Below are 18,962 nucleotides of genomic sequence, written 5' to 3' on the forward strand. Positions count from 1 at the left end.
TACGATGGAGCCATGTCCAAGACCGCGCAGCGCCGTGTCCTGCTCGCCGCCCCCCGGGGCTACTGCGCGGGAGTCGACCGCGCCGTGATCGCCGTGGAGAAGGCCCTGGAGCAGTACGGGGCGCCCATCTACGTCCGCAAGCAGATCGTCCACAACAAGTACGTGGTGCAGACCCTGGAGAAGAAGGGCGCGATCTTCGTCGACGAGACGGAGGAGGTGCCCGAGGGCTCGATCGTCGTCTTCTCCGCGCACGGCGTCGCCCCGGCCGTCCACGACGAGGCGCGGGCCGGCCGGCTGGCCACCGTCGACGCGACCTGCCCGCTGGTCACCAAGGTGCACAAGGAGGCCGTGCGCTTCGCCGACGAGGGCTTCGACATCCTGCTGGTGGGCCACGAGGGCCACGAGGAGGTCATCGGCACCATGGGCGAGGCCCCGGACCGGATCCACCTGGTGGACGGTGCCGAGGACGTCGCCAACGTGCAGGTCCGGGACGAGGCCAAGGTCGTCTGGCTGTCCCAGACCACCCTGTCCGTGGACGAGACCATGGCCACCGTCGGCGAGCTGAAGAAGCGCTTCCCGGGGCTGGTCAGCCCGCCCAGCGACGACATCTGCTACGCCACCCAGAACCGGCAGGTCGCGGTCAAGCAGCTGGCCCCGGAGACCGACCTGCTGATCGTGGTCGGCTCCAAGAACTCCTCCAACTCCGTCCGCCTGGTCGAGGTCGGCCTGGAGTACGGCGCCAAGGCCGCCCACCTGGTGGACTTCGCCGAGGAGATCCGCGAGGAGTGGCTGGAGGGCGTCACCACGGTCGGCCTGACCAGCGGCGCCTCGGTGCCGGAGATCCTGGTCGACGGCGTGCTGGAGTTCCTGGCCACGCGCGGTTACGACACGGTCGAGACGGTCAAGACCGCCGAGGAGCACCTGACCTTCTCGCTGCCCAAGGAACTGCGCCGTGACCTGCGCGCCGAGGCGGCGGGCAAGCTCTGACCCCACCCAGAAGGCCCGGTACCCCGCGCGGGGTACCGGGCCTTCCGCTGTGCGCGCCCGGGCGCGCTCTCGTAGCTTTGTGCACAGGCTGTGGACAAGGCACCGGCCGCGGACGCCCGTCCGCGGCCGACGGCGGAGGGCGGACGTGATGACGGCGGTATTCGGCGTGGACATCGGCGGCTCGGGGATCAAGGGCGCGCCCGTCGACCTCGCCCGGGGCGTGCTCGCCGAGGAGCGCCGGAAGGTGCTGACCCCGCAGCCGTCCGCCCCCGAGGCCGTGGTCGCCGCCGTCTGCGAGGTGGTCCGCCACTTCGACCACCAGGGCCCGGTCGGGCTGACCTTCCCCGGCGTGGTCGTCGACGGTCACACCAGGACGGCCGCCAACGTGGACAAGGGCTGGATCGGCCTGGACGCGGCGGGCCTCTTCCGTCAGGCGCTCGGCATGCCCGCGACCGTGCTGAACGACGCGGACGCGGCCGGGCTGGCCGAACTGACCCACGGTGCCGGGCGGGGCGAGTCGGGCGTGGTCCTGGTGCTCACCTTCGGCACCGGCATCGGCAGCGCCCTGTTCGTCGACGGGACGCTGGTGCCCAACACCGAGCTGGGCCACCTGGAGCTGCGCGGCAAGGACGCCGAGCGCCGGGCCTCCTCGGCCGCCAAGGAGCGGCACGGGCTGGACTGGGAGCAGTGGGCCGGGCGGGTCGACGAGTACCTGGACCTGGTGGAGATGCTCTTCTCGCCGGGGCTGATCGTGATCGGCGGCGGGGTGAGCCGCAAGCACGAGAAGTTCCTGCCGCTGCTGAAGGACCGCCGGGCACGGGTGGTGCCGGCGGAGCTGCGCAACGACGCGGGCATCGTCGGGGCCGCCATGGCGGCGGCCCGGGCCGAGGGCTGAGGAGCCGGGATCGGGCCGGGGCTGAGGGGGCGAGGGGGCGAGGGGCGCTCCTGCGGCGCCGCCGCTCAGCGGGAGCGGCCTCAGCGGGAGCGCTGGATCCGGCGCTGGGCGACGAACCGGGCGAGCACGATCAGCGCGGCCAGCCCGGTGCCGGAGAACAGCCAGCCGGCCCGCAGCGCCAGCCCGGTCGCCAGCGAGACCACCTGGGCGGTGACGCCCGGGGAGCCCACCGGTTCGAGCAGCAGCAGCGCGAGGGCGAAGGCGATCGGCCCGCTGATCGGTGCGGCCAGCAGGTCGGCGTAGCGCACCCGGACGGCGAGCTGGAAGCAGACCACCAGGTAGCCGAGGCCGAACAGCCAGCCCAGGCCGTCGAACAGCAGCCGGTCCACGCCCGCCACCGCGAGCGTCGCCAGGACGGCGACCAGCCCGGTGCCGATGGCCGTCAGCCGGGTCGGCCGGCCGGTGCGCCGCCGCCCGTACAGCGGCTCGTCGCCGCGCCCGCGCAGCGGCAGGCGCAGGCGCGGCCGGGGGGCGGCCGGGCGCGCGGCCGGGCGCGCGGCGGACGGGCCGGCCGAAGGGCGCGGGCGGGAGCCGGGGGCGGGTCCGGAGGGGGCTCCGGCGGTCTCGGGAGCCCGGCCTGGACCGGGGACGGCGGCTGCGGCCGCGCCGGTCGGCGGACGGCGTCTGGGCCCTGGCGGCTGGGTACGGATGCTCTGCTCCACCCGCCCAACGTACGGTCCGATCATCGCCACACTGTGTAATGGACCGTTCAGGTCTTGTCCCGTGTCTCCGGACGGAGTACTGATGTGATCGTCACTCAGGTCGTCGCGCAGGTCGGCTGACCTGCCCGATCGAGTCGGCGCACGACGACCACCGGATCCGTTCACGGGTCTCTCCACGGGGGAACAGCATGACCGATTTCACCTTCGAACGGCTCGACCACGTCCAGCTCGACATCCCGGCCGGCGCCGAGGACGAGTGCCGCGCCTTCTGGTCCGGAGTGCTCGGCATGACCGAGCTGGCGAAGCCGCCGGTGCTGGCCGCCCGCGGCGGCTGCTGGTTCCGCGGCGGCGGGGTCGAGGTGCACCTGGGCGTGGCCCCGGACTTCCGCCCGTCCCGCAAGGGGCACCCGGGCATCCTGGTCCGTTCGCTGGACGCCCTCGCCGACCGCCTCGCCGCGCACGGCCACCCGGTGACCTGGGACGACAACCTGCCCGGCCACCGGCGCTTCCACACCGACGACAAGCTGGGCAACCGGCTGGAGTTCCTGGAGCCCCGGGCGGCGCCGACCGAGGAGTGAGGCGGAGTGGGGGCTGCCCGTAGACTTGGGGGTCGGCCCGTACGGTGCCGACCCAACTCCTCCAAGCCCACGGGACTGCGCTTCATGTCGCTCACGATCGGAATCGTCGGCCTGCCGAACGTCGGCAAGTCGACCCTGTTCAACGCCCTGACCAAGAACGACGTGCTGGCGGCCAACTACCCGTTCGCCACCATCGAGCCGAACGTCGGCGTGGTGGGCGTCCCGGACGCTCGGCTGGCCAAGCTCGCCGAGATCTTCGGCTCCCAGCGCATCCTCCCGGCCACCGTCGACTTCGTCGACATCGCCGGCATCGTGCGCGGCGCCAGCGAGGGCGAGGGCCTGGGCAACAAGTTCCTCGCCAACATCCGCGAGTCCGACGCGATCTGCCAGGTCGTGCGCGCCTTCACCGACCCGGACGTGGTGCACGTGGACGGCAAGGTGTCGCCCAAGGACGACATCGAGACCATCCACACCGAGCTGATCCTGGCCGACCTCCAGACCATCGAGAAGGTCCTGCCGCGGCTCCAGAAGGAGGCGCGCCTCAAGAAGGACACCGCCCCCGTGCTGGCCGCCGCCGAGGCCGCGCAGGCGATCCTGGAGACCGGCAAGACCCTCTTCGAGGCCGGCTTCGACACCGCCCCGATCCGCGACCTCCACCTGCTGACCGCCAAGCCCTTCCTCTACGTCTTCAACGTGGATGAGGCCGAGCTGGCCGACGAGGACTTCAAGGACGCCCAGCGCGAGCTGGTCGCCCCGGCCGAGGCGATCTTCCTGAACGCCAAGATCGAGTCCGAGCTGATCGAGCTGGACGACGCCGAGGCCCTGGAGCTGCTCCAGTCCATGGGCCAGGAGGAGCCCGGCCTCGCCACCCTCGCCCGGGTCGGCTTCAACACCCTCGGCCTCCAGACCTACCTGACGGCCGGCCCCAAGGAAACCCGCGCCTGGACCATCAAGAAGGGCGCCACCGCCCCCGAGGCCGCCGGAGTCATCCACACCGACTTCCAGAAGGGCTTCATCAAGGCCGAGGTGATCTCCTTCGCCGACCTGGTCGAGACCGGCTCCATCGCCGAGGCCCGCGCCAAGGGCAAGGCCCGCATCGAGGGCAAGGAGTACGTCATGCAGGACGGCGACGTCGTGGAGTTCCGCTTCAACGTCTAGTCGAAGTGCGGAAAGGCCGCCTGACCTGCGACGGAGCGGGGTGGGCGGCCTTTCGGTCCGCAGGGGGTCCGCAACTTTGCCAACTCCAGCCAATGCGACACCGGTGCAGCGCTCGCTCTCCCCGGCGATGGGAGCCTTCCTGGTGCGGCGAGGCTGGCCTATCGGCGCCTGGGAGTCGTGAGGCCCGCCGCCCATGGAGCTGTGTCGCTGATAGGTGGCAGGGGGCGACATTATCCTGCTCAACTACTCGCCTGGCAAACTTTTCTGAGTATGTGTCACCCCTGCTGCTAGCGTCTTCGGTCAGCGACAGCAGCAGGCTCCAACTCCCCACCTCGTCCTAAGCGATGGGCGGCAACGCTGGCGGGTCACGTCGGTACGTCTTGGGGGTGCGACCCGAGTGGGCTGATGCCGCCTCGGACACACCGGGCCTATGCCCGGGCGAGCCGAGGGGGAGAGCGGGGAACAGCGGGACCGATCTCCTCAGATGGCCAGAGCGTCCGGGCCACTGTCCGGACATGGAGACGGAGATCGGAGACCACTGATGGAATCGCCGATTGCAGCGGGCGAGACCGTACTTCCCCGCCCGGTTGAGGTGTTGCCGACGCCTGCGCTGGCGTCCGCGACACGGAAGCTCGCCGACAAGCTCATCGAGCGCTTCAAGATGCAAGATCCTGCCGCCCTCGCTCTTGCGCAGGCCGCAGTCGATCCTTCGGCAGCCCGCCAGGCAGCGGAATCTCCTGAGCGCTTGCCGGTGCCGGGTGGGGTCATCCTGGCTATTCGCACTGAGGTATGGGCGCGCAATATTCTCCCCGATCCGCGGAATCCCCGGACGGGGCCGTCGCGACGGCATCCAGTGTCGGACCTGGTCGGCAAGGGTGAGGGCACGCGCTTCCGCCCACTGGCGGAGTCGATCGCAGCGCCGGGCAGCCGGCCCGAGCTCTTCCAGAAGCTCGCGAACCAGGAACACCTCGCGTGGGCGGCGCAGCAGGCCAAGGAGTACGTCCTTGATCGGAATGACTGGCGAGATTCCATCCGCAACCAGGGTGTGATGACCGAAGTGTGGCTCGCTGCCACGACGTTCCAGCACGAGGACGGTACGCCTGATGTGACCGTGCCGGTCACCGCCGAAGGGTCGAGCCGGGTGACGTCTGTCCATGACCTGCTCGACCTCAGGTCTGCCGACGTCCCATATATCCGGGACGCGACGAAGTTGCGCTCCCACATCCGTAAGCTCAACGAGCAGATTTTCGCGGCGGATGATCCGGAGCAGGTCGACTCCGAGGCGGCGGTCAGGGCGCGCTGTCAGAAGCTGCCTGCCCTGCTCCTGGTCGGCTTCGAGCCGAACAACGGGACCACGGCTGACTTCGGCGTCGCCGTGAAGTCGCTGGTGGCCCTGCGGCATGTGGACTACCCCAAGCCGTGGGGGGAGGCCGCGGAGAACGAGGCCCTCGCCGATGCCGTGGTGGACGAGATTGAGCGACGGGGACTGATCACTCCGGGCAAGGCCGAATGGCTCCGAGGAGCCCTGACGCCCGACCAGGCGAAGGCCGCAGGCTTCAGCGCCGACGCGGCCGTGCGGGCGGCCGCGATCGTGCGGCTGTTCGCCGAGCATGATCAGGGCGTCCACTCGGCTGTCCGGGTTGCCATCACTGGTCAGAGCACGCGTAAGAACATCACGACGAAGCTGCTGCTTGATGTCGCCTCGTCGCTGGTCATGCGCTCGGTTGCCGAAGAGGACGACCGTAAGCGGGAGCGCATGCGGAAGTACCTGAAGTCGGCGTTCTCCGGTGAATTGGCAAGGGAATGGGAGGCCACCTTCCGGGAGGCAGACGCGCTATCCGCAGCAGCTCTCGTGGAGGTGCAGAAGGGGGAGCCCGGTGCAGCCACCCGAGAGCTTGCGGCGCGGAGCGCCTATCCGCTTGTGGTCAATGGGCAGCTCGCCGGGGACCGTGGCACCCGCAGCAACGATCAGCCCGACCGCCGCCACCCCGGAGAGGTGATCGACCGGATGCGCAGCAGTACTCACGGCGTTCACCAGCTGACGCAGACGCTGTACGACTTCTCTGCGGGACGTAGGACCCGCAAGGTTGATGAGGACGGACAGGTCGTCCGTAACGCCGATGGCCGGGACATCCTCGTCACCGATGCGGACCTGCGACGCACATTCCCGCCTGCCGGCGCGGGGCCGTCGCTCCTTCCTGCCCCGGAGAACCCGGCAGAGCTTCTCGGCAATGCTTTGCACGGCCTGGCAACGGCGGTTCAGGCACTGGCCACCGCCGTCAAGAAGGTCGAGGCGGTCCAGTCCGATGACGGAACCCGGGTGATCGACTCGCTGGGCGCCGACAAGGGCGACTGTGAGGCGTGGCGGAATGTTCTACAGGACGTCCTGTTCAAACTTCCGGTCTGGCAGCAGCGGAGCATTCAGAGGCACGGTACGAATGCCGATGATTCCAACGATCCGGATGACGATTTTGAGGACGACGAACTCGTCGACGTCTCCGACGATGGGGTGTTCGACGAGGAAGCATTGGCTGACGTCGACGACTAGCGGTCGCGTGGTGCCGCTCGGATCACGAGGGCGGCACCACCCCGTACACCTGATGCGACACGGGTGATCTGTGCAGCACACCTTCCCAGTGGGATAGGGCGGCAACGCCGACTCTGCGGGCTACCAGCTCCACGGTCGGTACGTCTTGGTGCTGGCCGTTGCTCCGATGCCGCTTGCAGTCACGCCGGGCACAGTCCGGAAGGCATCAAGTGGGTGCGCTGGGCGCTTTCCTGCTCACCCTGGTCAATTTCTCGTGGTCGGATGCGGCCGCGGGCTGAACGCTTGGGTGAGGCACCGCCTTGCAATTCCTTCACGGCCGTGAGCGAGAGCTTCTGGCCCTGATGCAGTCGCGCAACAAGTTGGACATTTCCCAGGCCGCGTGCAGGGACTCGGACGTCGACATCTACCACCCATCGGACCAGCAGATGCCCGATGCGGGCGTTCTGGATGAATGCTCCCGCTGCATGGTTCGCCTGGAGTGTCTTGCGCTTGCGCTGCGCACGGAGGACCCGGAAGTGCGTTCCGGGTGGTACGGCGGATTCGGCCCAGAAGACCGGGACGCAATTGCTTTGTTGCTGGCGGTGCCTGGCGGTGGCCAGGCACCGTCGGAACCTGTCCTTATGGCCAGGCGCCTGGTCAATGACGGCTGGCGCATCAGCGACGTCGCGGAACTGCTCGGCTGTTCGCGTCGAACCGTGCAGCGCTATCTGCACTCGGTTGCATGAGGAGGGGGCCTGCGTCCGAGGATGCCACCGCATGCCAACCAAGAATTGCCTGTTCAGGGTCTTGGGCTCAACGTCTGGCGGTGACGTGTCGGTGCCGGAGGCTAGCGTCCAGCTACATGGTCGGCGTCCTGGGGAACAGCCTGGGCGAGTGGCTGTTGCCTGATCGACTACTGCGAGAGTGGGGCCTCCCATGCCGCTTCCTGCCCCTGGCGTGGCGCGCCTGTTCATGGTTGGAAGTTCGTACGACTGTGGCCGTGGACTGACGGCCGCTGTGACCGCGCTGCCTGAGACCGCATTGTCTCTGCCCTCGGGCCAGGTCGCGGCCTGCGACCCGTTCATCGAGTTGGGCCGGGATGTGGGCAGTTCACCGCCGAGGTGGATCCGGGCACCTACCCGGTCGCGCTCGCGGTGGTCGAGGTGACCCGCGCTGATGCTCCCGAGTTCAGGGATGAGCGGGTCGCTGCCGCATGGCTGCGGATCAGCGACCAGCGGACGGGTGGAGCGGACGCTTGCACTAACCGATGGTCAGGCCGTCGCCGACCTGGGTGTCACGGAGTTCTTCGGATACGGTGTCGACGCCGGAACGGGTTGTTTCGTCGATGCCGCGGTCACCATCCCGCTCGGTGACCTGCTCGGTGAGGACGGCGACCTGCTGGTCGACGCCCTCTTCGGTGACGCCGATTCCATGGCACTCAGCCCGGTCGTGCTTGCTGATCCCGAGACCGGCCACAACTGCGTTGCGCCCCCGTCGGGTTGGAGCGACGGGACCTACCCGACCAGGGCCGGTCGGAGTGCTGGCGGCGAGGTCACCGGCTTCGTGACGGAGTTCTTCGTGGTGCCGCAGCCGGGCCGTGGGTCGGCCAGGTTCCCTCTGAACTGGAGCAGCGGCTGTTCGAACGCGCTGAGAGCCGAGAGCCCTATACGGAGCTCTTCTACCTGCCCGGAGCGGAGGCCGGATCACTGACTCTCGGAATGGCGCTGTGCGTGCAGCGGGCCGGCGATCGCTTGCTGACGCGACCGGTCTTCCTGCCCGCCGATGCCATGGACGACGTCTATCACCAACTGCCGGCGGAAGCGTGGGCCATTTTCTGATCACGGACGGCCCCACGTGGGGCGATGCCCACGCCCACGTTGATCGCATCGGGCGAGGTGCCCGGTTCGCAGACAGTCCGCAGGACACCCGATTGCGACCGTCGCGGGTCATCGCTGGCCAACCAAGAAGCACCTGGTCAGAGGGGTGATCGGCGTCCTGTCGCGGGTCAGGATCAGCCTTCAAGCATTCCGCTTCAACGTCTGACGGCCGACCGCCGCCGCGTACCCGGACCGCCCGGGCCCCGTGTTCGTACGGGGCCCGGGCGGTCCGGTGTTTCCGGGGTCAGTAATCCGAAGCCCTTTCGGGCTCACCCCGATGGGTGAAAATCTGGTTGGGACCGTCCGGTGGACGTCGTGTCGCCTTGGCGCGTTCCGAGCCCGGGGGTCAGTAGGACGGTGGGAGCCCCATCGACAGGCACCCGGAAGTGTTGCTCCGAGCACGCGTATCAGACTCTCCAGCCTGCCAGGCTCCCCCGGGCGGTCCCGCCTGCGCGGCCTGGACCTGGAGGGGACGGCGAGACGATGGATGTGATCCACGAGCGATGCGCCGGGATCGATGTCAGCAAGACGGACGTGAAGGTGTGTCTGTGGCTGCCGACCACCGGCAAGCGGCGTCGCAGCGAGGTGCGGGTGTTCTCGACCATGACCCGTGACTTGCTCGCCATGAAGGACTGGCTGCTGGCCGAGGGGGTGACCCTGGTCGGCATGGAGGCCGCCGGCGTGTACTGGAAGCCGGTGTTCTACGTGCTGGAGCACGAGGTCGAGTGCTGGCTGCTGAACGCCCGCCACATGAAGGGCGTCCCCGGCCGAAAGACCGACGTCGCCGATTCCGAGTGGATCGCCAAGCTCCTGGAGCACGGCCTGGTGCGGCCCTCGTTCGTGCCGCCGCAGCCGATCCGCGAGCTGCGGGACACCACCCGCTACCGCACCGAGGTCGTGCGCGAGCGCACCCGGGAGATCCAGCGCCTGGAGAAGCCGTTGGAGGACTCCGGGATCAAGCTCTCCTCGGTCGTCTCCGACATCGTCGGAAAGTCCGGGCGGGCCATGCTGGAGGCACTCATCGCCGGCGAGCGCGACCCGCTGGTCCTGGCCGAGATGGCCATGGGCAGCATGCGCGGCAAGCGCGAGATCCTCGCCGAGGCCCTGCGGGGCCGGTTCACCGACCACCACGCGTTCATGGTCCGCGCGATGCTCGACCGCATTGACGGCTGTATCGAGGTGGAGGCCCGGCTCAGTGAGCGCGTCGACGCTCAGGTGCGGCCCTTTCGCCGCCGGATCGAGCTCCTGATCACCATCCCGGGCATGAGCACCCGGGCTGCGGAGGTGGTCCTCGCCGAGATCGGCGCGGACATCGCGCGCTTCCCCAGTGCCGCCGACCTGGCCTCCTGGGCCGGCGTCTGCCCGGGCAACCACGAGTCGGCCGGCCGAAGCAGCAGCGGCAAGACCCGTCACGGCGATCCCTGGCTCAAGGGCGTCCTCGGACAGGTCGCCTCCGCGGCCTCCCGCTCGAAGGACACCTACCTGGCTGCCCGCTTCAAGCGCATCGCCTCCCGGCGCGGAAAGAAGCGGGCGCTGGTGGCGCTGGAGCACTCCGTCCTGGTCGCCGTCTGGCACATGTTCACCAGCGACGCCGAGTACCACGACCCCGGTGGCGACTACTTCCTCGAACGCACCGGCAAGACCAGGCAGACCCGACGGCTGGTGAGCCAGCTCAACCAACTCGGCTATCAAGTGACTCTCCAATCCGTCGAGGCTGCCTGACCTTCAAGAGAGGCCGGGAGAGGGGGATTTTCGTATCAGCCGACGGTGACGGTGAGGAGGCCGTCGGGGGCGGCGGTGACGGTGACGGTGGTGAGGGTGTCGGCGTGGGCGTCCGGGTGGTGGGGGAGGGCGCGCGGGCCGACGCCGACGACGCGGACGCCGGCGGCCTTGGCGGCGGCGATGCCGGCGCCGGAGTCCTCGAAGGCGAGGCAGTCGGCGGGGGCGAAGCCGAGGTCGGCGGCGCCCTTGAGGAAGCCCTCGGGGTCGGGCTTGCTGGCGCCGACGGACTCGGCGGTGACCAGGACGGACGGCATCGGGAGCCCGGCGGCGGTCATCCGGATCCGGGCGAGCGGCAGGTCGGCGGAGGTGACCAGGGCGTGCGGGAGGCCGGTCAGCGAGGCGAGGAAGGCGGCGGCGCCGGGCACCGGGACGACGCCCTCGGTGTCGGCGCGCTCCTCGGCGAGGATCCGCTCGTTGTCGGCCAGGTTGAGCTCGGCCGGGCGGTCGGGCAGCAGGAGGGCCATGGTCGCGTGGCCCTGGCGGCCGTGGGCGACGGCGAGCACCTCGGCGGGGTCCAGGCCGTTCCGCTCGGCCCAGCGGCTGAAGCAGCGCTCGACCACGGCGTCGGAGTTGACGAGGGTGCCGTCCATGTCCAGGAGGAGGGCGCGGGCGGTCAGCCGGACGGGGGCAGCGGTCATGGGGCGGCTCCTCGGGGAGTGTGGCGACGGGAGAGCCGGAGAATGCGAGCTCTTTGTTTCTCGATGATACAAAAGATCATCCGAGCAGGTGGGCATTGACCGCCCGGGCCTCCTCGGCCAGCTCCGACAGCTCCACCACCTCGACCCCGGCCGCCGTCAGCAGCGCGGTGCCCTGGCAGTCGGTGACGAACAGGTCCGGCTCGCGCCAGGCGACCACCACCCGCGGCACGCCCGCCGCGAGGAGCAGCCGGGCGCACGGCATCGGCCGCGAGGCGCGCTGCCCGCAGGGCTCCAGCGAGCTGTAGACGGTCGCCCCGCGCAGCCGCGGGTCGCCCGCAGGGAGCTTGGCCAGCGCCGCCTCCTCGGCGTGGTCGTGCGGGTCCGCCTCCCGGCTGTAGCCCTCCGCCAGCACCGTGCCGTCGGCGCCGACGATCACCGCGCCGACCGAGAAGGCCGTCTCGGACGGCGGGCAGCGGCGGGAGAGGTCGACGGCCCGGCGCAGGTGGTCGAGGTCGGTGGAGGCGGACTGGGTCACGGCGCGGGCTCCTTCGGGGCGTACCTGAGCAGGACGACGTCGCCCACGGTACGTGCCTCCAGCAGCCGCATCCGCCGGGCCGGACCGCCCGGGAACGCGGCCGGGCGGACGAACCGGGGCGCGTCGGCCTGGCCGACCAGCAGCGGGGCGACGGCCAGTTGGAGCTCGTCCGCCAGGCCCTGGGCCAGGAACTGGGTGTGCACGCCCCCGCCGCCCTCGACCATCAGCCGGCGCACCCCGCGGGCGCCCAGGTCGTCCAGCACCGCGCCGAGGTCCACCGCGTCGCCCAGCGCGACCACCTCGGCCAGCCCGTCCAGCCGGGGGCGCAGCACCGCCGCCCCGGCCTCCGTGGTGTAGGCGAGCCGGGCGCCGCCGGTGTGCCAGAACCGCAGGCCGGCGTCGAGTTCGCCGCTCGCGCTGAGCGTCACCTTCAGCGGGTACTCGGGCCGGCCGGCCGCCAGCCGGGCGGCCCGGCGCCCGGGGTCGTTGACCAGCAGCCGGGGGTTGTCGGCGCGCAGCGTGTTGCCGCCGACCAGGACGGCGTCGGCGGCGGCGCGCTCCTCGTCGACCCGGTCGAAGTCGGCGGCGTTGGAGAGCAGCAGCCGGTCGGGGGAGGCGTCGTCGAGGTGGCCGTCGAGCGAGACGGCGGCGCTCAGCAGGACGTAGGGGCGCGGGCCGGGCATGGGTGGGGACCGTTCTGTCGGGGGCGCCTCCACGGTACGGCGGCGGGGTGCGGCCCCGGCCCGCGGTGACCGGAATGCGAGACGGATCTTCTCGCGATCCGGGACAGGGAGTAGCGTCGGAGGTGTCGCGGAGCACCGCGGCCGACCGCGCCCAGGGGGGACCTCATGACCGGACCGCAGCCCGCCGCCGTCTACACCCACGGCCACCAGGAGGCCGTGCTGCGCTCGCACCGCTCCCGCACCGCCGCCGACTCGGCCGGCTACCTGCTGCCCGAACTGCGGCCCGGCCAGGCCCTGTTGGACGTCGGCTGCGGTCCCGGCACGATCACCGCGGACCTGGCCGCGCTGGTCGGCCCGCAGGGGCGGGTGGTCGCGGTGGACGCCTCCGCCGAGGTGCTGGAGCAGGCCGCCGGACACGTCGCCGGGCGGGGGCTGTCCAACGTCGCCTTCGAGTGCGCCGACGTGCACCGGCTGCCGTACCGGGACGGCGAGTTCGACGTGGTGCACGCCCACCAGGTGCTCCAGCACGTGGCCGACCCGGTGGCCGCGCTGCGCGAGCTGCGGAGGGTGACGGCGCCGGGCGGCGTGGTCGCGGTCCGCGATGTCGACTACGCCTCCATGACCTGGTTCCCGGAGGCGCCCGCGCTGGACCGGTGGCTGGAGCTGTACCGGCGGACCGCCCGCGCCAACGGCGGCGAGCCGGACGCCGGCCGGCGGCTGCTGTCCTGGGCCCGCGCCGCCGGCTTCACCGAGATCACCGCGAGCTCCTCCACCTGGACGTTCGCGACGCCCGAGCAGCGCGCCTGGTGGGGCGGGATGTGGGCGGACCGGGTGACGGGCACCGCGCTGGGCCGGACGGCGGTCGGGCTGGGCTTCGCGGAGCCGGACGAGCCGGAGCGGATCGCGGACGGCTGGCGGGAGTGGAGCGCCGCCGGGGACGGCTGGTTCTCGATGCTGCACGGGGAGATCCTGGCCCGCGGCTGAGCCGGTGGAGGGCGGCCCGGAAAGGTCGGGCAGGTGTTCGGAAAGATCGGGTAAAGTCGCGCGACCGTTCAGATCGGGCCCGTGAGGGTCCGTTCGGGTCCGAGCCGTGGCGCGGAGCCATGGTGCCGAGCGCCGAGCCGATGCCCGCCCCGGTGGGTTGGGGGAGTCCACGTGTCCAAGCCTGAGTCCGAGCCGCCCGTCCCGGGGCCGGAGCCGTCCGCGGCCACGGGAACCGACGCGGGTACGGGCGCGGATGCTGGCGCGGGGGGTACGGACGCGACGGAGGCACCGACGGCCGGTCAGGACCCCCGGGTGGACTTCCGCAAGGCCGCCGCCGAGCCGGCGGGGCCGGTCGAGCCCACGAGCCCGGCCGAACCCGCGAGCGCCGCCGAGCCGGTGGCCCCCACCGCCCCCGCAGACCCCTGGGCCGCCCCCGACCTCTCTGCCGGCCCGTCCGCCGCCCCGGCCCCGGCCCCGCAGGCCGTCCCGCCGTCGGCCGCCCCGCCCCAGCCGCCGCACCCGCTGCCCGCCGGCGGCTGGGCCTCCGTCACCCCCGCCGCCCAGTCCGGCTTCCAGCCCGGCCACCCGTACGCCCCGGCCCCCGGCCAGGGCCCGGCCGGCGCGCCCGGCCCCGGGTTCGTCGGCCCCGGGTTCGTGCCCGGCCCCGCCCCCACCAACGGCTTCGCCGTCGGCTCCCTGGTCACCGGCCTGCTCCTGGTGGCCCCGGTGGCCCTGGTGTTCGGCGTCCTCGCGCTGGTCCAGATCAACCGCCGCAAGGAGCGCGGCTCCGGCATGGCGGTGACCGGCCTGGTGCTCGGCACGATCGGCACGGTGCTGATGGCCCTGCTGCTCGGCGCGGCCGATTTCAGCTCGGCGCGGGCCGGCCGCTCCGGCCTGCCCCCAAAGGCGCCGGCCGGTTCGGTGCACTGGTCCGACCTCAAGGCCGGCGACTGCTACGACTCCCCCCAGGGCGGGTCGACGGCGGACGGGGGCGGCGACGAGACGGTGTACTGGGTGCACCGGGTGGCCTGCACCGAGCCGCACCACGGCGAGGTGGCGGGCACCGCCGACCTCCTGCTCGGCGCCGGCGCCTACCCGGGCGAGCGCGCGGCCCGCGAGTCGGCCGGCCGGCTGTGCCGCCAGGTGCTGAGCGGCTACGCGCTCGACCAGTGGGCCGTCCCCGACGGCATGGAGGACGTCTACCTCTACCCGACCGAGAAGAACTGGGCGTCCGGCTCGCGGTACGTGACCTGCGCCTACGAGGACCGCGAGGACCGGCACCGGGGCACCGTCCGCACCGACCGCAGCCGCCTGACCGCGCCCCAGCTGGCCTACCTGGAGGCCGCCCGGACCTTCAACGACGACTACCTGGACCAGCCGGAGCGGGAGGTCGCCGAGGCCGAGGCCGACTACCGGGCCTGGGCGCGCCGGGTGGCCTCCGCCTCCCGGACCCAGGCGGCGGTGCTGGCCAGGACGGGGGTGGCCTGGCCGGCCGACGTCCAGCCGAGGATCGCCAAGCTGGCCGAGGCCAAGTCGCAGGCGGCCGCCGCATGGGACGCCGCGGCCTCCGGCACCGACCTGGCGGGCGACCTCCGCAAGGCCAGGGCGCTGGAGGCCAGGACGACGCCGACGGCCCTGGAGATCCGCCGCGGGCTGGACCTGTCGACCGGGGAGCAGGCGCCCGACCTGCGGGTCTGAGCCGTCCGGAGGCGCGGTTACCGGCCGTTGACCGGGCCCGTACCTGCCGGTAACCCGCCGGCCGTACGGTCGTGGGCACGTCCCCGGCCCGACCCCCACGCGAGCCGGGGACCAGCCCGTCCGCCCCGGGGCGGGCCGGCCCGCGGGAGCCCCCGGTACCCTCCGGCCATGGGTACCCACCGGGTGATGCGGCAGGACGACAACGGCAACCGCTTCCTGGTCGCCAAGGACCTCGACCGGGCGGAGGCCCGGCGGCTGGCCGCCGAGTTCGAGGCCCGCGGCCACAAGCAGCTGTACTGGGTCGAGGAGGACGGGGAGGCGGCCCGGCCCGAACCGGCGGACGGGACGGTCCGCAACGCCTGAGCCCTCCGCGGCCCCGAGCCCTCCGCGACGCCTGAGCCCTCCGTAGCGCCCGAGCCCTCCGCGAACGCCCGGGCCCGACCGCAGACCGTAGGGTCGGGCCCATGGACGCGACCCACGACCCCGCCCCCGACGCCCCCGCCGCTCCGCCCCGGATCGTGGTCGGCGGTGCGCTGGTCCACCGCGGCCGGGTGCTCGCCGCCCGGCGCAGCGCGCCCGAGGCGGTGGCCGGCCGGTGGGAGTTCCCCGGCGGGAAGGCCGAGCCGGGGGAGACCGAGGCGCAGGCGCTGGAGCGGGAGCTGCTGGAGGAGCTCGGCGTCCGGGCGCGTGCGCTGGTCCGGCTGCCGGGCGCGTGGGCCGTGCGCCCCGGCCTGGAGCTGCGCTTCTGGGCCGCCGAATTGCTGTCCGGCGAGCCGCGCGCACTGCAGGACCACGACGCGCTGCGCTGGCTGGGCCCGGACGAGCTGGACGCCGTGGACTGGATCGACCACGACCGTGACGTGCTGCCGCACGTCGCCCGGCTGCTCGCGGGCGCCCCGGCGGGCGCCGCCGACAGCGCGTCGGCGGTGGGCGACGCGCAGTCCGCCGGGTAGGTCAATCGGACAAGACGACCCGGGGGCCGGGATAGCCTGGATGCTGCTGGGTATGTCACTTTTCGGCACTATTCGTCACCATCGGTGAGCCGTCCCCAGCCGGCGACGCCGATCCCGACCAGAGCCGGAGGCCCCGTCGGTGTCGAGTACCGGGAACGGCGGCGGGGGAGAGCGGCGGGCAGGCTCCGCGGGGAGCGCCGCCGCCCGCGCCCGACTGCGCCGCGCCGCCCGTCCGGCCGCCCCCCAGTCGCCGGCCGCCCGCCGCCGGGGCACCGTCGAGGCCCCCGACACCGCGCGGCCCGACACCGTACGGCCCGACCAGCCGGCGCCGACCCTGGCGGTGGCCGAGCCGGGCACCCGGGGCGGCCTGCGCGGACGCCCCGCCCGGCCGTTCCCAGGCGGTCCGGCCGATGCCACGGGCACCCCCGGCACGCCCGCCGGCGGCAGCCTGCTGGACATGCTCAAGGTCGCCATCGCGATCCTGGACACCGCGGGCCGGGTGGTGCTCTGGAGCCCCGCCGCCGAGGAGCTGCTCGGCTGGCCGAACGAGCTGCTGGTCGGCCGCCGGATCGAGGAGCTGATCCCCGACCGGGAGCAGGTCGCCCGGATCCGGGGCGCGATCCAGGACACCCTGCGGCACGGCCGCTGGGCCGGCTACGCCGAGCTGCGCGACCGGGACGGCGCCCCGGTCGCCGTGGACGCCCGGATCTCCCTCCTGGTGGACGGCGACGGCACCCCGTTCCTCCAGGTCAACATGGCCGAGGCGGCCGCCGTCCAGGCCGTCGAACGGGACCTCGCGGTGCGCGACGCGCTGTTCGAGCAGTCCCCGCTGGGCATCGCCATCATGGATACCGGCCTGCGCTACACGGCCGTCAACCGGACCCTCGCCGAGATGAACGGCGTCGCCCCGGACGACCACGTCGGCCGCACCACCGGCGAGACCCTGCCGGAGCGGGCCGCCGACGAGATCACCGCCATCCAGCGCCAGGTGCTGGCCACCGGCGAGCCGGTCATCGACGTCACCCTGGCCTCCCCGGTCACCACCCGGGCCGGCTACCGCTCGATCTCCTACAGCCGGATGACGGACCGCTCCGGCCGGGTGCTCGGCATCTCCGGCACCGTGATGGACGTGACCGAGCGCTACCGGGCGGTCGCCAAGGTCGAGCACGCCCGGCGCCGGCTCTCGCTGCTCAACGAGTTCGGCTCCCGGGTCGGCGACCTGCTGGACGCCTCCCGGATCGCCCAGGAGCTGGCCGGCTCGGTCGTCCCCCGGCTGACCGACCACTCGGCGGTGGTCCTGCTCCAGGCCGTCGCGCACGGTGACGACCTGCCCCGGCACGGCCACGACCGGCGCACCTCGCTGCTCCAGCTCGGCACCGCCTCCGTCCAGGACGGCCCCGAGGTGGACGTGATGCTGCGCCGCGGCGCCCGGATCACCTTCGCCGAGGAGTCGGTCTGCGGCCGGGTGCTGCGCACCGGCGTGCCCGAGCTGCTGTCCGGCGCCGACCAACTGGACGACGTCACCTACCCCGGAGACCCGAAGATGCAGGCCGCCCGGGACCTGGGCGTGCACTCGATGCTGGTCGTGCCGCTGCGCGCCCGCGGCATCGTGATCGGCCTGCTGCTGGTCAGCCGGGCCGGCTACCGCGAGGGCTTCGACCGGGACGACCTGGCCTTCACCGTCGAACTGGCCGACCGGGCCGGCAGCTCGCTGGACAACGCCCGCCTCTACGCCCGCGAGCGCACCGCCGCGCTCACCCTCCAGCGCACCCTGCTCCCGCAGCAGGTCCCGCAGCCCACCGGCGTCGAGGTCGCCTACCGGTACGTGCCCGGCAGCAGCGGCACCGAGGTCGGCGGCGACTGGTTCGACGTCATCCCGCTGCCCGGCGACCGCACCGCGCTGGTGGTCGGCGACGTGATGGGCCACGGCCTGCGGGCCGCCGCCACGATGGGACGGCTGCGCACCGCCGTCCGGGTGCTGGCCGCCCTCGACCTGCCGCCGGACGTCCTGCTGCGGCACGTCCACGAGCTGGCCGACGACCTCGCCCAGGGCCCGGACGAGGCGCTGCTGGCCACCTGCGTCTACGCGGTCTTCGACCCGGCGACGGCCCGGCTCACCGTCGCCAAGGCCGGGCACATCCCGCCGGTGCTGGTGGTGCCGGGCGAGGACGCCGCGGAGCCGACCCGCACCGGCGGCCCGCTGCGCGGCGGCGCCGGCCGCATCCTCGACCTGCCCTCCGGCGCCCCGCTCGGGGTGGGCGGAGTCCCGTTCGAGTCGGTCGAACTGAAGATCCCCGAGGGCAGCCTGCTGGCGCTGTGCACCGACGGCCTGGTCGAGTCCCGGGACAAGGACCTGGACGTCGGCCTCGGCCGGCTGGTCACCGTGCTCCAGGGGCCGCACGCCTCCATCCAGGCCGCCTGCGAGGCGGTGCTGGACACCATGGAGCAGGGCCGGGAGCCGGACGACGTCGCGCTGCTGCTGGCCCGGCTCGGCCACGGCCAGGCCGGCACCCCGACGGCGGGCTGGACCCTGCCGGCCGAGCCCACCGCCGTCTCCCGGGCCCGCCGGCTGGTCCGCGCCACCCTCGTCGAGTGGGGCGTCGAGGAGCTCACCGACACCGCCGAGCTGCTGGTCAGCGAGCTGGTCACGAACGCCGTCCGGTACGCCAGCGCCCCCATCGGGGTGCGGCTGACGCTCGGTGAGACGCTGCTGGTCGAGATCTCCGACCCGCTGCCCGACCCGCCCCGGGAGCGGCACGCGGCCGAGGCCGACGAGGGCGGGCGCGGTCTGGAGCTGGTCCACCGGCTGGCACTGCGCTGGGGCGCCCGGGCCGAGGGCATCGGCAAGGTGGTCTGGTTCGAGCAGGCGCTGCCGGGTAGTGAGCCCGATGGATCGTGAGCGGAACGAACAGCAGGGGAGCGGGGTCGCATATGCCATCGGGCGC

15 protein-coding genes and 1 pseudogene are annotated in these 18,962 nt (G+C 72.6%); 13 read left to right on the plus strand and 3 right to left on the minus strand.

The genetic code is table 11. The features are described 5' to 3' along the window. Positions 1-12 precede the first annotated feature (12 nt). Both AMK13_RS05105 and ppgK read left to right on the plus strand, forming a co-directional pair. On the plus strand, positions 13-987 hold the full coding sequence (locus tag AMK13_RS05105) for a 4-hydroxy-3-methylbut-2-enyl diphosphate reductase (protein ID WP_074001335.1): 975 nt from the start codon (positions 13-15) through the stop codon (positions 985-987). Positions 988-1,135: 148 nt separating this feature from the next. Next, on the plus strand, positions 1,136-1,882 hold the full coding sequence (ppgK, locus tag AMK13_RS05110) for a polyphosphate--glucose phosphotransferase (RefSeq protein ID WP_074001336.1): 747 nt from the start codon (positions 1,136-1,138) through the stop codon (positions 1,880-1,882). A gap of 80 nt (positions 1,883-1,962) precedes the next feature. On the opposite strand, the gene AMK13_RS05115 is transcribed toward ppgK, so the two are convergent. Continuing rightward, positions 1,963-2,604: a DUF6542 domain-containing protein gene (locus tag AMK13_RS05115; RefSeq protein WP_074001337.1), complete on the minus strand. Its 642-nt coding sequence runs from the start codon at positions 2,602-2,604 to the stop codon at positions 1,963-1,965. A 188-nt stretch (positions 2,605-2,792) separates the two neighbouring features. Here AMK13_RS05115 and AMK13_RS05120 point away from each other — a divergent pair, with 188 nt between their 5' ends. From AMK13_RS05120 to AMK13_RS05150, 6 genes are all read left to right on the plus strand, one after another. After that, a complete protein-coding gene (locus tag AMK13_RS05120) occupies positions 2,793-3,182 on the plus strand; it encodes a VOC family protein (protein WP_074001338.1) in 390 nt (129 codons plus the stop codon). Between the two features lie 84 nt (positions 3,183-3,266). Next, positions 3,267-4,340, plus strand: coding sequence for a redox-regulated ATPase YchF (gene ychF / locus AMK13_RS05125; RefSeq protein ID WP_049658400.1), 1,074 nt, complete (start codon positions 3,267-3,269; stop codon positions 4,338-4,340). Between the two features lie 541 nt (positions 4,341-4,881). Then, the gene (locus tag AMK13_RS05130; protein WP_074001339.1) at positions 4,882-6,888 is read left to right on the plus strand and encodes a hypothetical protein; all 2,007 of its coding nucleotides are present in this window, start codon (positions 4,882-4,884) and stop codon (positions 6,886-6,888) included. 341 nt (positions 6,889-7,229) lie between these two features. Continuing rightward, positions 7,230-7,613: a helix-turn-helix domain-containing protein gene (locus tag AMK13_RS05135; RefSeq protein ID WP_143204489.1), complete on the plus strand. Its 384-nt coding sequence runs from the start codon at positions 7,230-7,232 to the stop codon at positions 7,611-7,613. Between the two features lie 496 nt (positions 7,614-8,109). Then, positions 8,110-8,577: a DUF4241 domain-containing protein gene (locus AMK13_RS05140; protein ID WP_074001341.1), complete on the plus strand. Its 468-nt coding sequence runs from the start codon at positions 8,110-8,112 to the stop codon at positions 8,575-8,577. A gap of 650 nt (positions 8,578-9,227) precedes the next feature. Then, a complete protein-coding gene (locus tag AMK13_RS05150) occupies positions 9,228-10,466 on the plus strand; it encodes an IS110 family transposase (protein WP_074001342.1) in 1,239 nt (412 codons plus the stop codon). 35 nt (positions 10,467-10,501) lie between these two features. Here AMK13_RS05150 and AMK13_RS05155 read toward each other — a convergent pair whose 3' ends face one another. Both AMK13_RS05155 and AMK13_RS44550 read right to left on the minus strand, forming a co-directional pair. After that, positions 10,502-11,164: an HAD-IA family hydrolase gene (locus AMK13_RS05155; RefSeq protein ID WP_074001343.1), complete on the minus strand. Its 663-nt coding sequence runs from the start codon at positions 11,162-11,164 to the stop codon at positions 10,502-10,504. 76 nt (positions 11,165-11,240) lie between these two features. Continuing rightward, a pseudogene (locus AMK13_RS44550) lies at positions 11,241-12,382 on the minus strand (dihydrofolate reductase family protein). A gap of 165 nt (positions 12,383-12,547) precedes the next feature. On the opposite strand from AMK13_RS44550, the gene AMK13_RS05170 reads away from it, so the two are divergent. The 5 genes from AMK13_RS05170 to AMK13_RS05190 all read left to right on the plus strand — a co-directional run bounded on the left by AMK13_RS05170 (position 12,548) and on the right by AMK13_RS05190 (position 18,916). Beyond that, positions 12,548-13,366, plus strand: coding sequence for a methyltransferase domain-containing protein (locus AMK13_RS05170; RefSeq protein ID WP_074001345.1), 819 nt, complete (start codon positions 12,548-12,550; stop codon positions 13,364-13,366). Positions 13,367-13,678: 312 nt separating this feature from the next. After that, positions 13,679-15,064 (plus strand): DUF4190 domain-containing protein, encoded by a 1,386-nt coding sequence (locus AMK13_RS05175; RefSeq protein ID WP_074001346.1) that lies wholly within the window; start codon positions 13,679-13,681, stop codon positions 15,062-15,064. Positions 15,065-15,232: 168 nt separating this feature from the next. Then, entirely contained in the window at positions 15,233-15,427 is a 195-nt protein-coding gene (locus tag AMK13_RS05180) for a hypothetical protein (protein ID WP_049660479.1), read from the plus strand. A gap of 101 nt (positions 15,428-15,528) precedes the next feature. Beyond that, positions 15,529-16,017, plus strand: a complete 489-nt coding sequence (locus AMK13_RS05185; protein WP_074001347.1) for an NUDIX domain-containing protein — start codon at positions 15,529-15,531, stop codon at positions 16,015-16,017. 139 nt (positions 16,018-16,156) lie between these two features. Next, on the plus strand, positions 16,157-18,916 hold the full coding sequence (locus AMK13_RS05190; RefSeq protein WP_079271865.1) for a SpoIIE family protein phosphatase: 2,760 nt from the start codon (positions 16,157-16,159) through the stop codon (positions 18,914-18,916). Positions 18,917-18,962: the final 46 nt, after the last annotated feature.

The sequence above is a fragment of the Streptomyces sp. CB02056 genome (assembly GCF_001905545.1).
Classification (GTDB): Bacteria; Actinomycetota; Actinomycetes; order Streptomycetales; family Streptomycetaceae; genus Kitasatospora.

Excerpts from the sequence above, each read along its gene's own strand:
- AMK13_RS05105 (WP_074001335.1), top strand. The coding sequence starts at position 13 with ATGTCCAAGACCGCGCAGCGCCGTGTCCTGCTCGCCGCCCCCCGGGGC.
- ppgK (WP_074001336.1), top strand. The coding sequence starts at position 1,136 with ATGACGGCGGTATTCGGCGTGGACATCGGCGGCTCGGGGATCAAGGGC.
- AMK13_RS05120 (WP_074001338.1), top strand. The coding sequence starts at position 2,793 with ATGACCGATTTCACCTTCGAACGGCTCGACCACGTCCAGCTCGACATC.
- ychF (WP_049658400.1), top strand. The coding sequence starts at position 3,267 with ATGTCGCTCACGATCGGAATCGTCGGCCTGCCGAACGTCGGCAAGTCG.
- AMK13_RS05130 (WP_074001339.1), top strand. The coding sequence starts at position 4,882 with ATGGAATCGCCGATTGCAGCGGGCGAGACCGTACTTCCCCGCCCGGTT.
- AMK13_RS05135 (WP_143204489.1), top strand. The coding sequence starts at position 7,230 with ATGCAGTCGCGCAACAAGTTGGACATTTCCCAGGCCGCGTGCAGGGAC.
- AMK13_RS05150 (WP_074001342.1), top strand. The coding sequence starts at position 9,228 with ATGGATGTGATCCACGAGCGATGCGCCGGGATCGATGTCAGCAAGACG.
- AMK13_RS05155 (WP_074001343.1), bottom strand. The coding sequence starts at position 11,164 with ATGACCGCTGCCCCCGTCCGGCTGACCGCCCGCGCCCTCCTCCTGGAC.
- AMK13_RS05170 (WP_074001345.1), top strand. The coding sequence starts at position 12,548 with ATGACCGGACCGCAGCCCGCCGCCGTCTACACCCACGGCCACCAGGAG.
- AMK13_RS05180 (WP_049660479.1), top strand. The coding sequence starts at position 15,233 with ATGGGTACCCACCGGGTGATGCGGCAGGACGACAACGGCAACCGCTTC.
- AMK13_RS05185 (WP_074001347.1), top strand. The coding sequence starts at position 15,529 with ATGGACGCGACCCACGACCCCGCCCCCGACGCCCCCGCCGCTCCGCCC.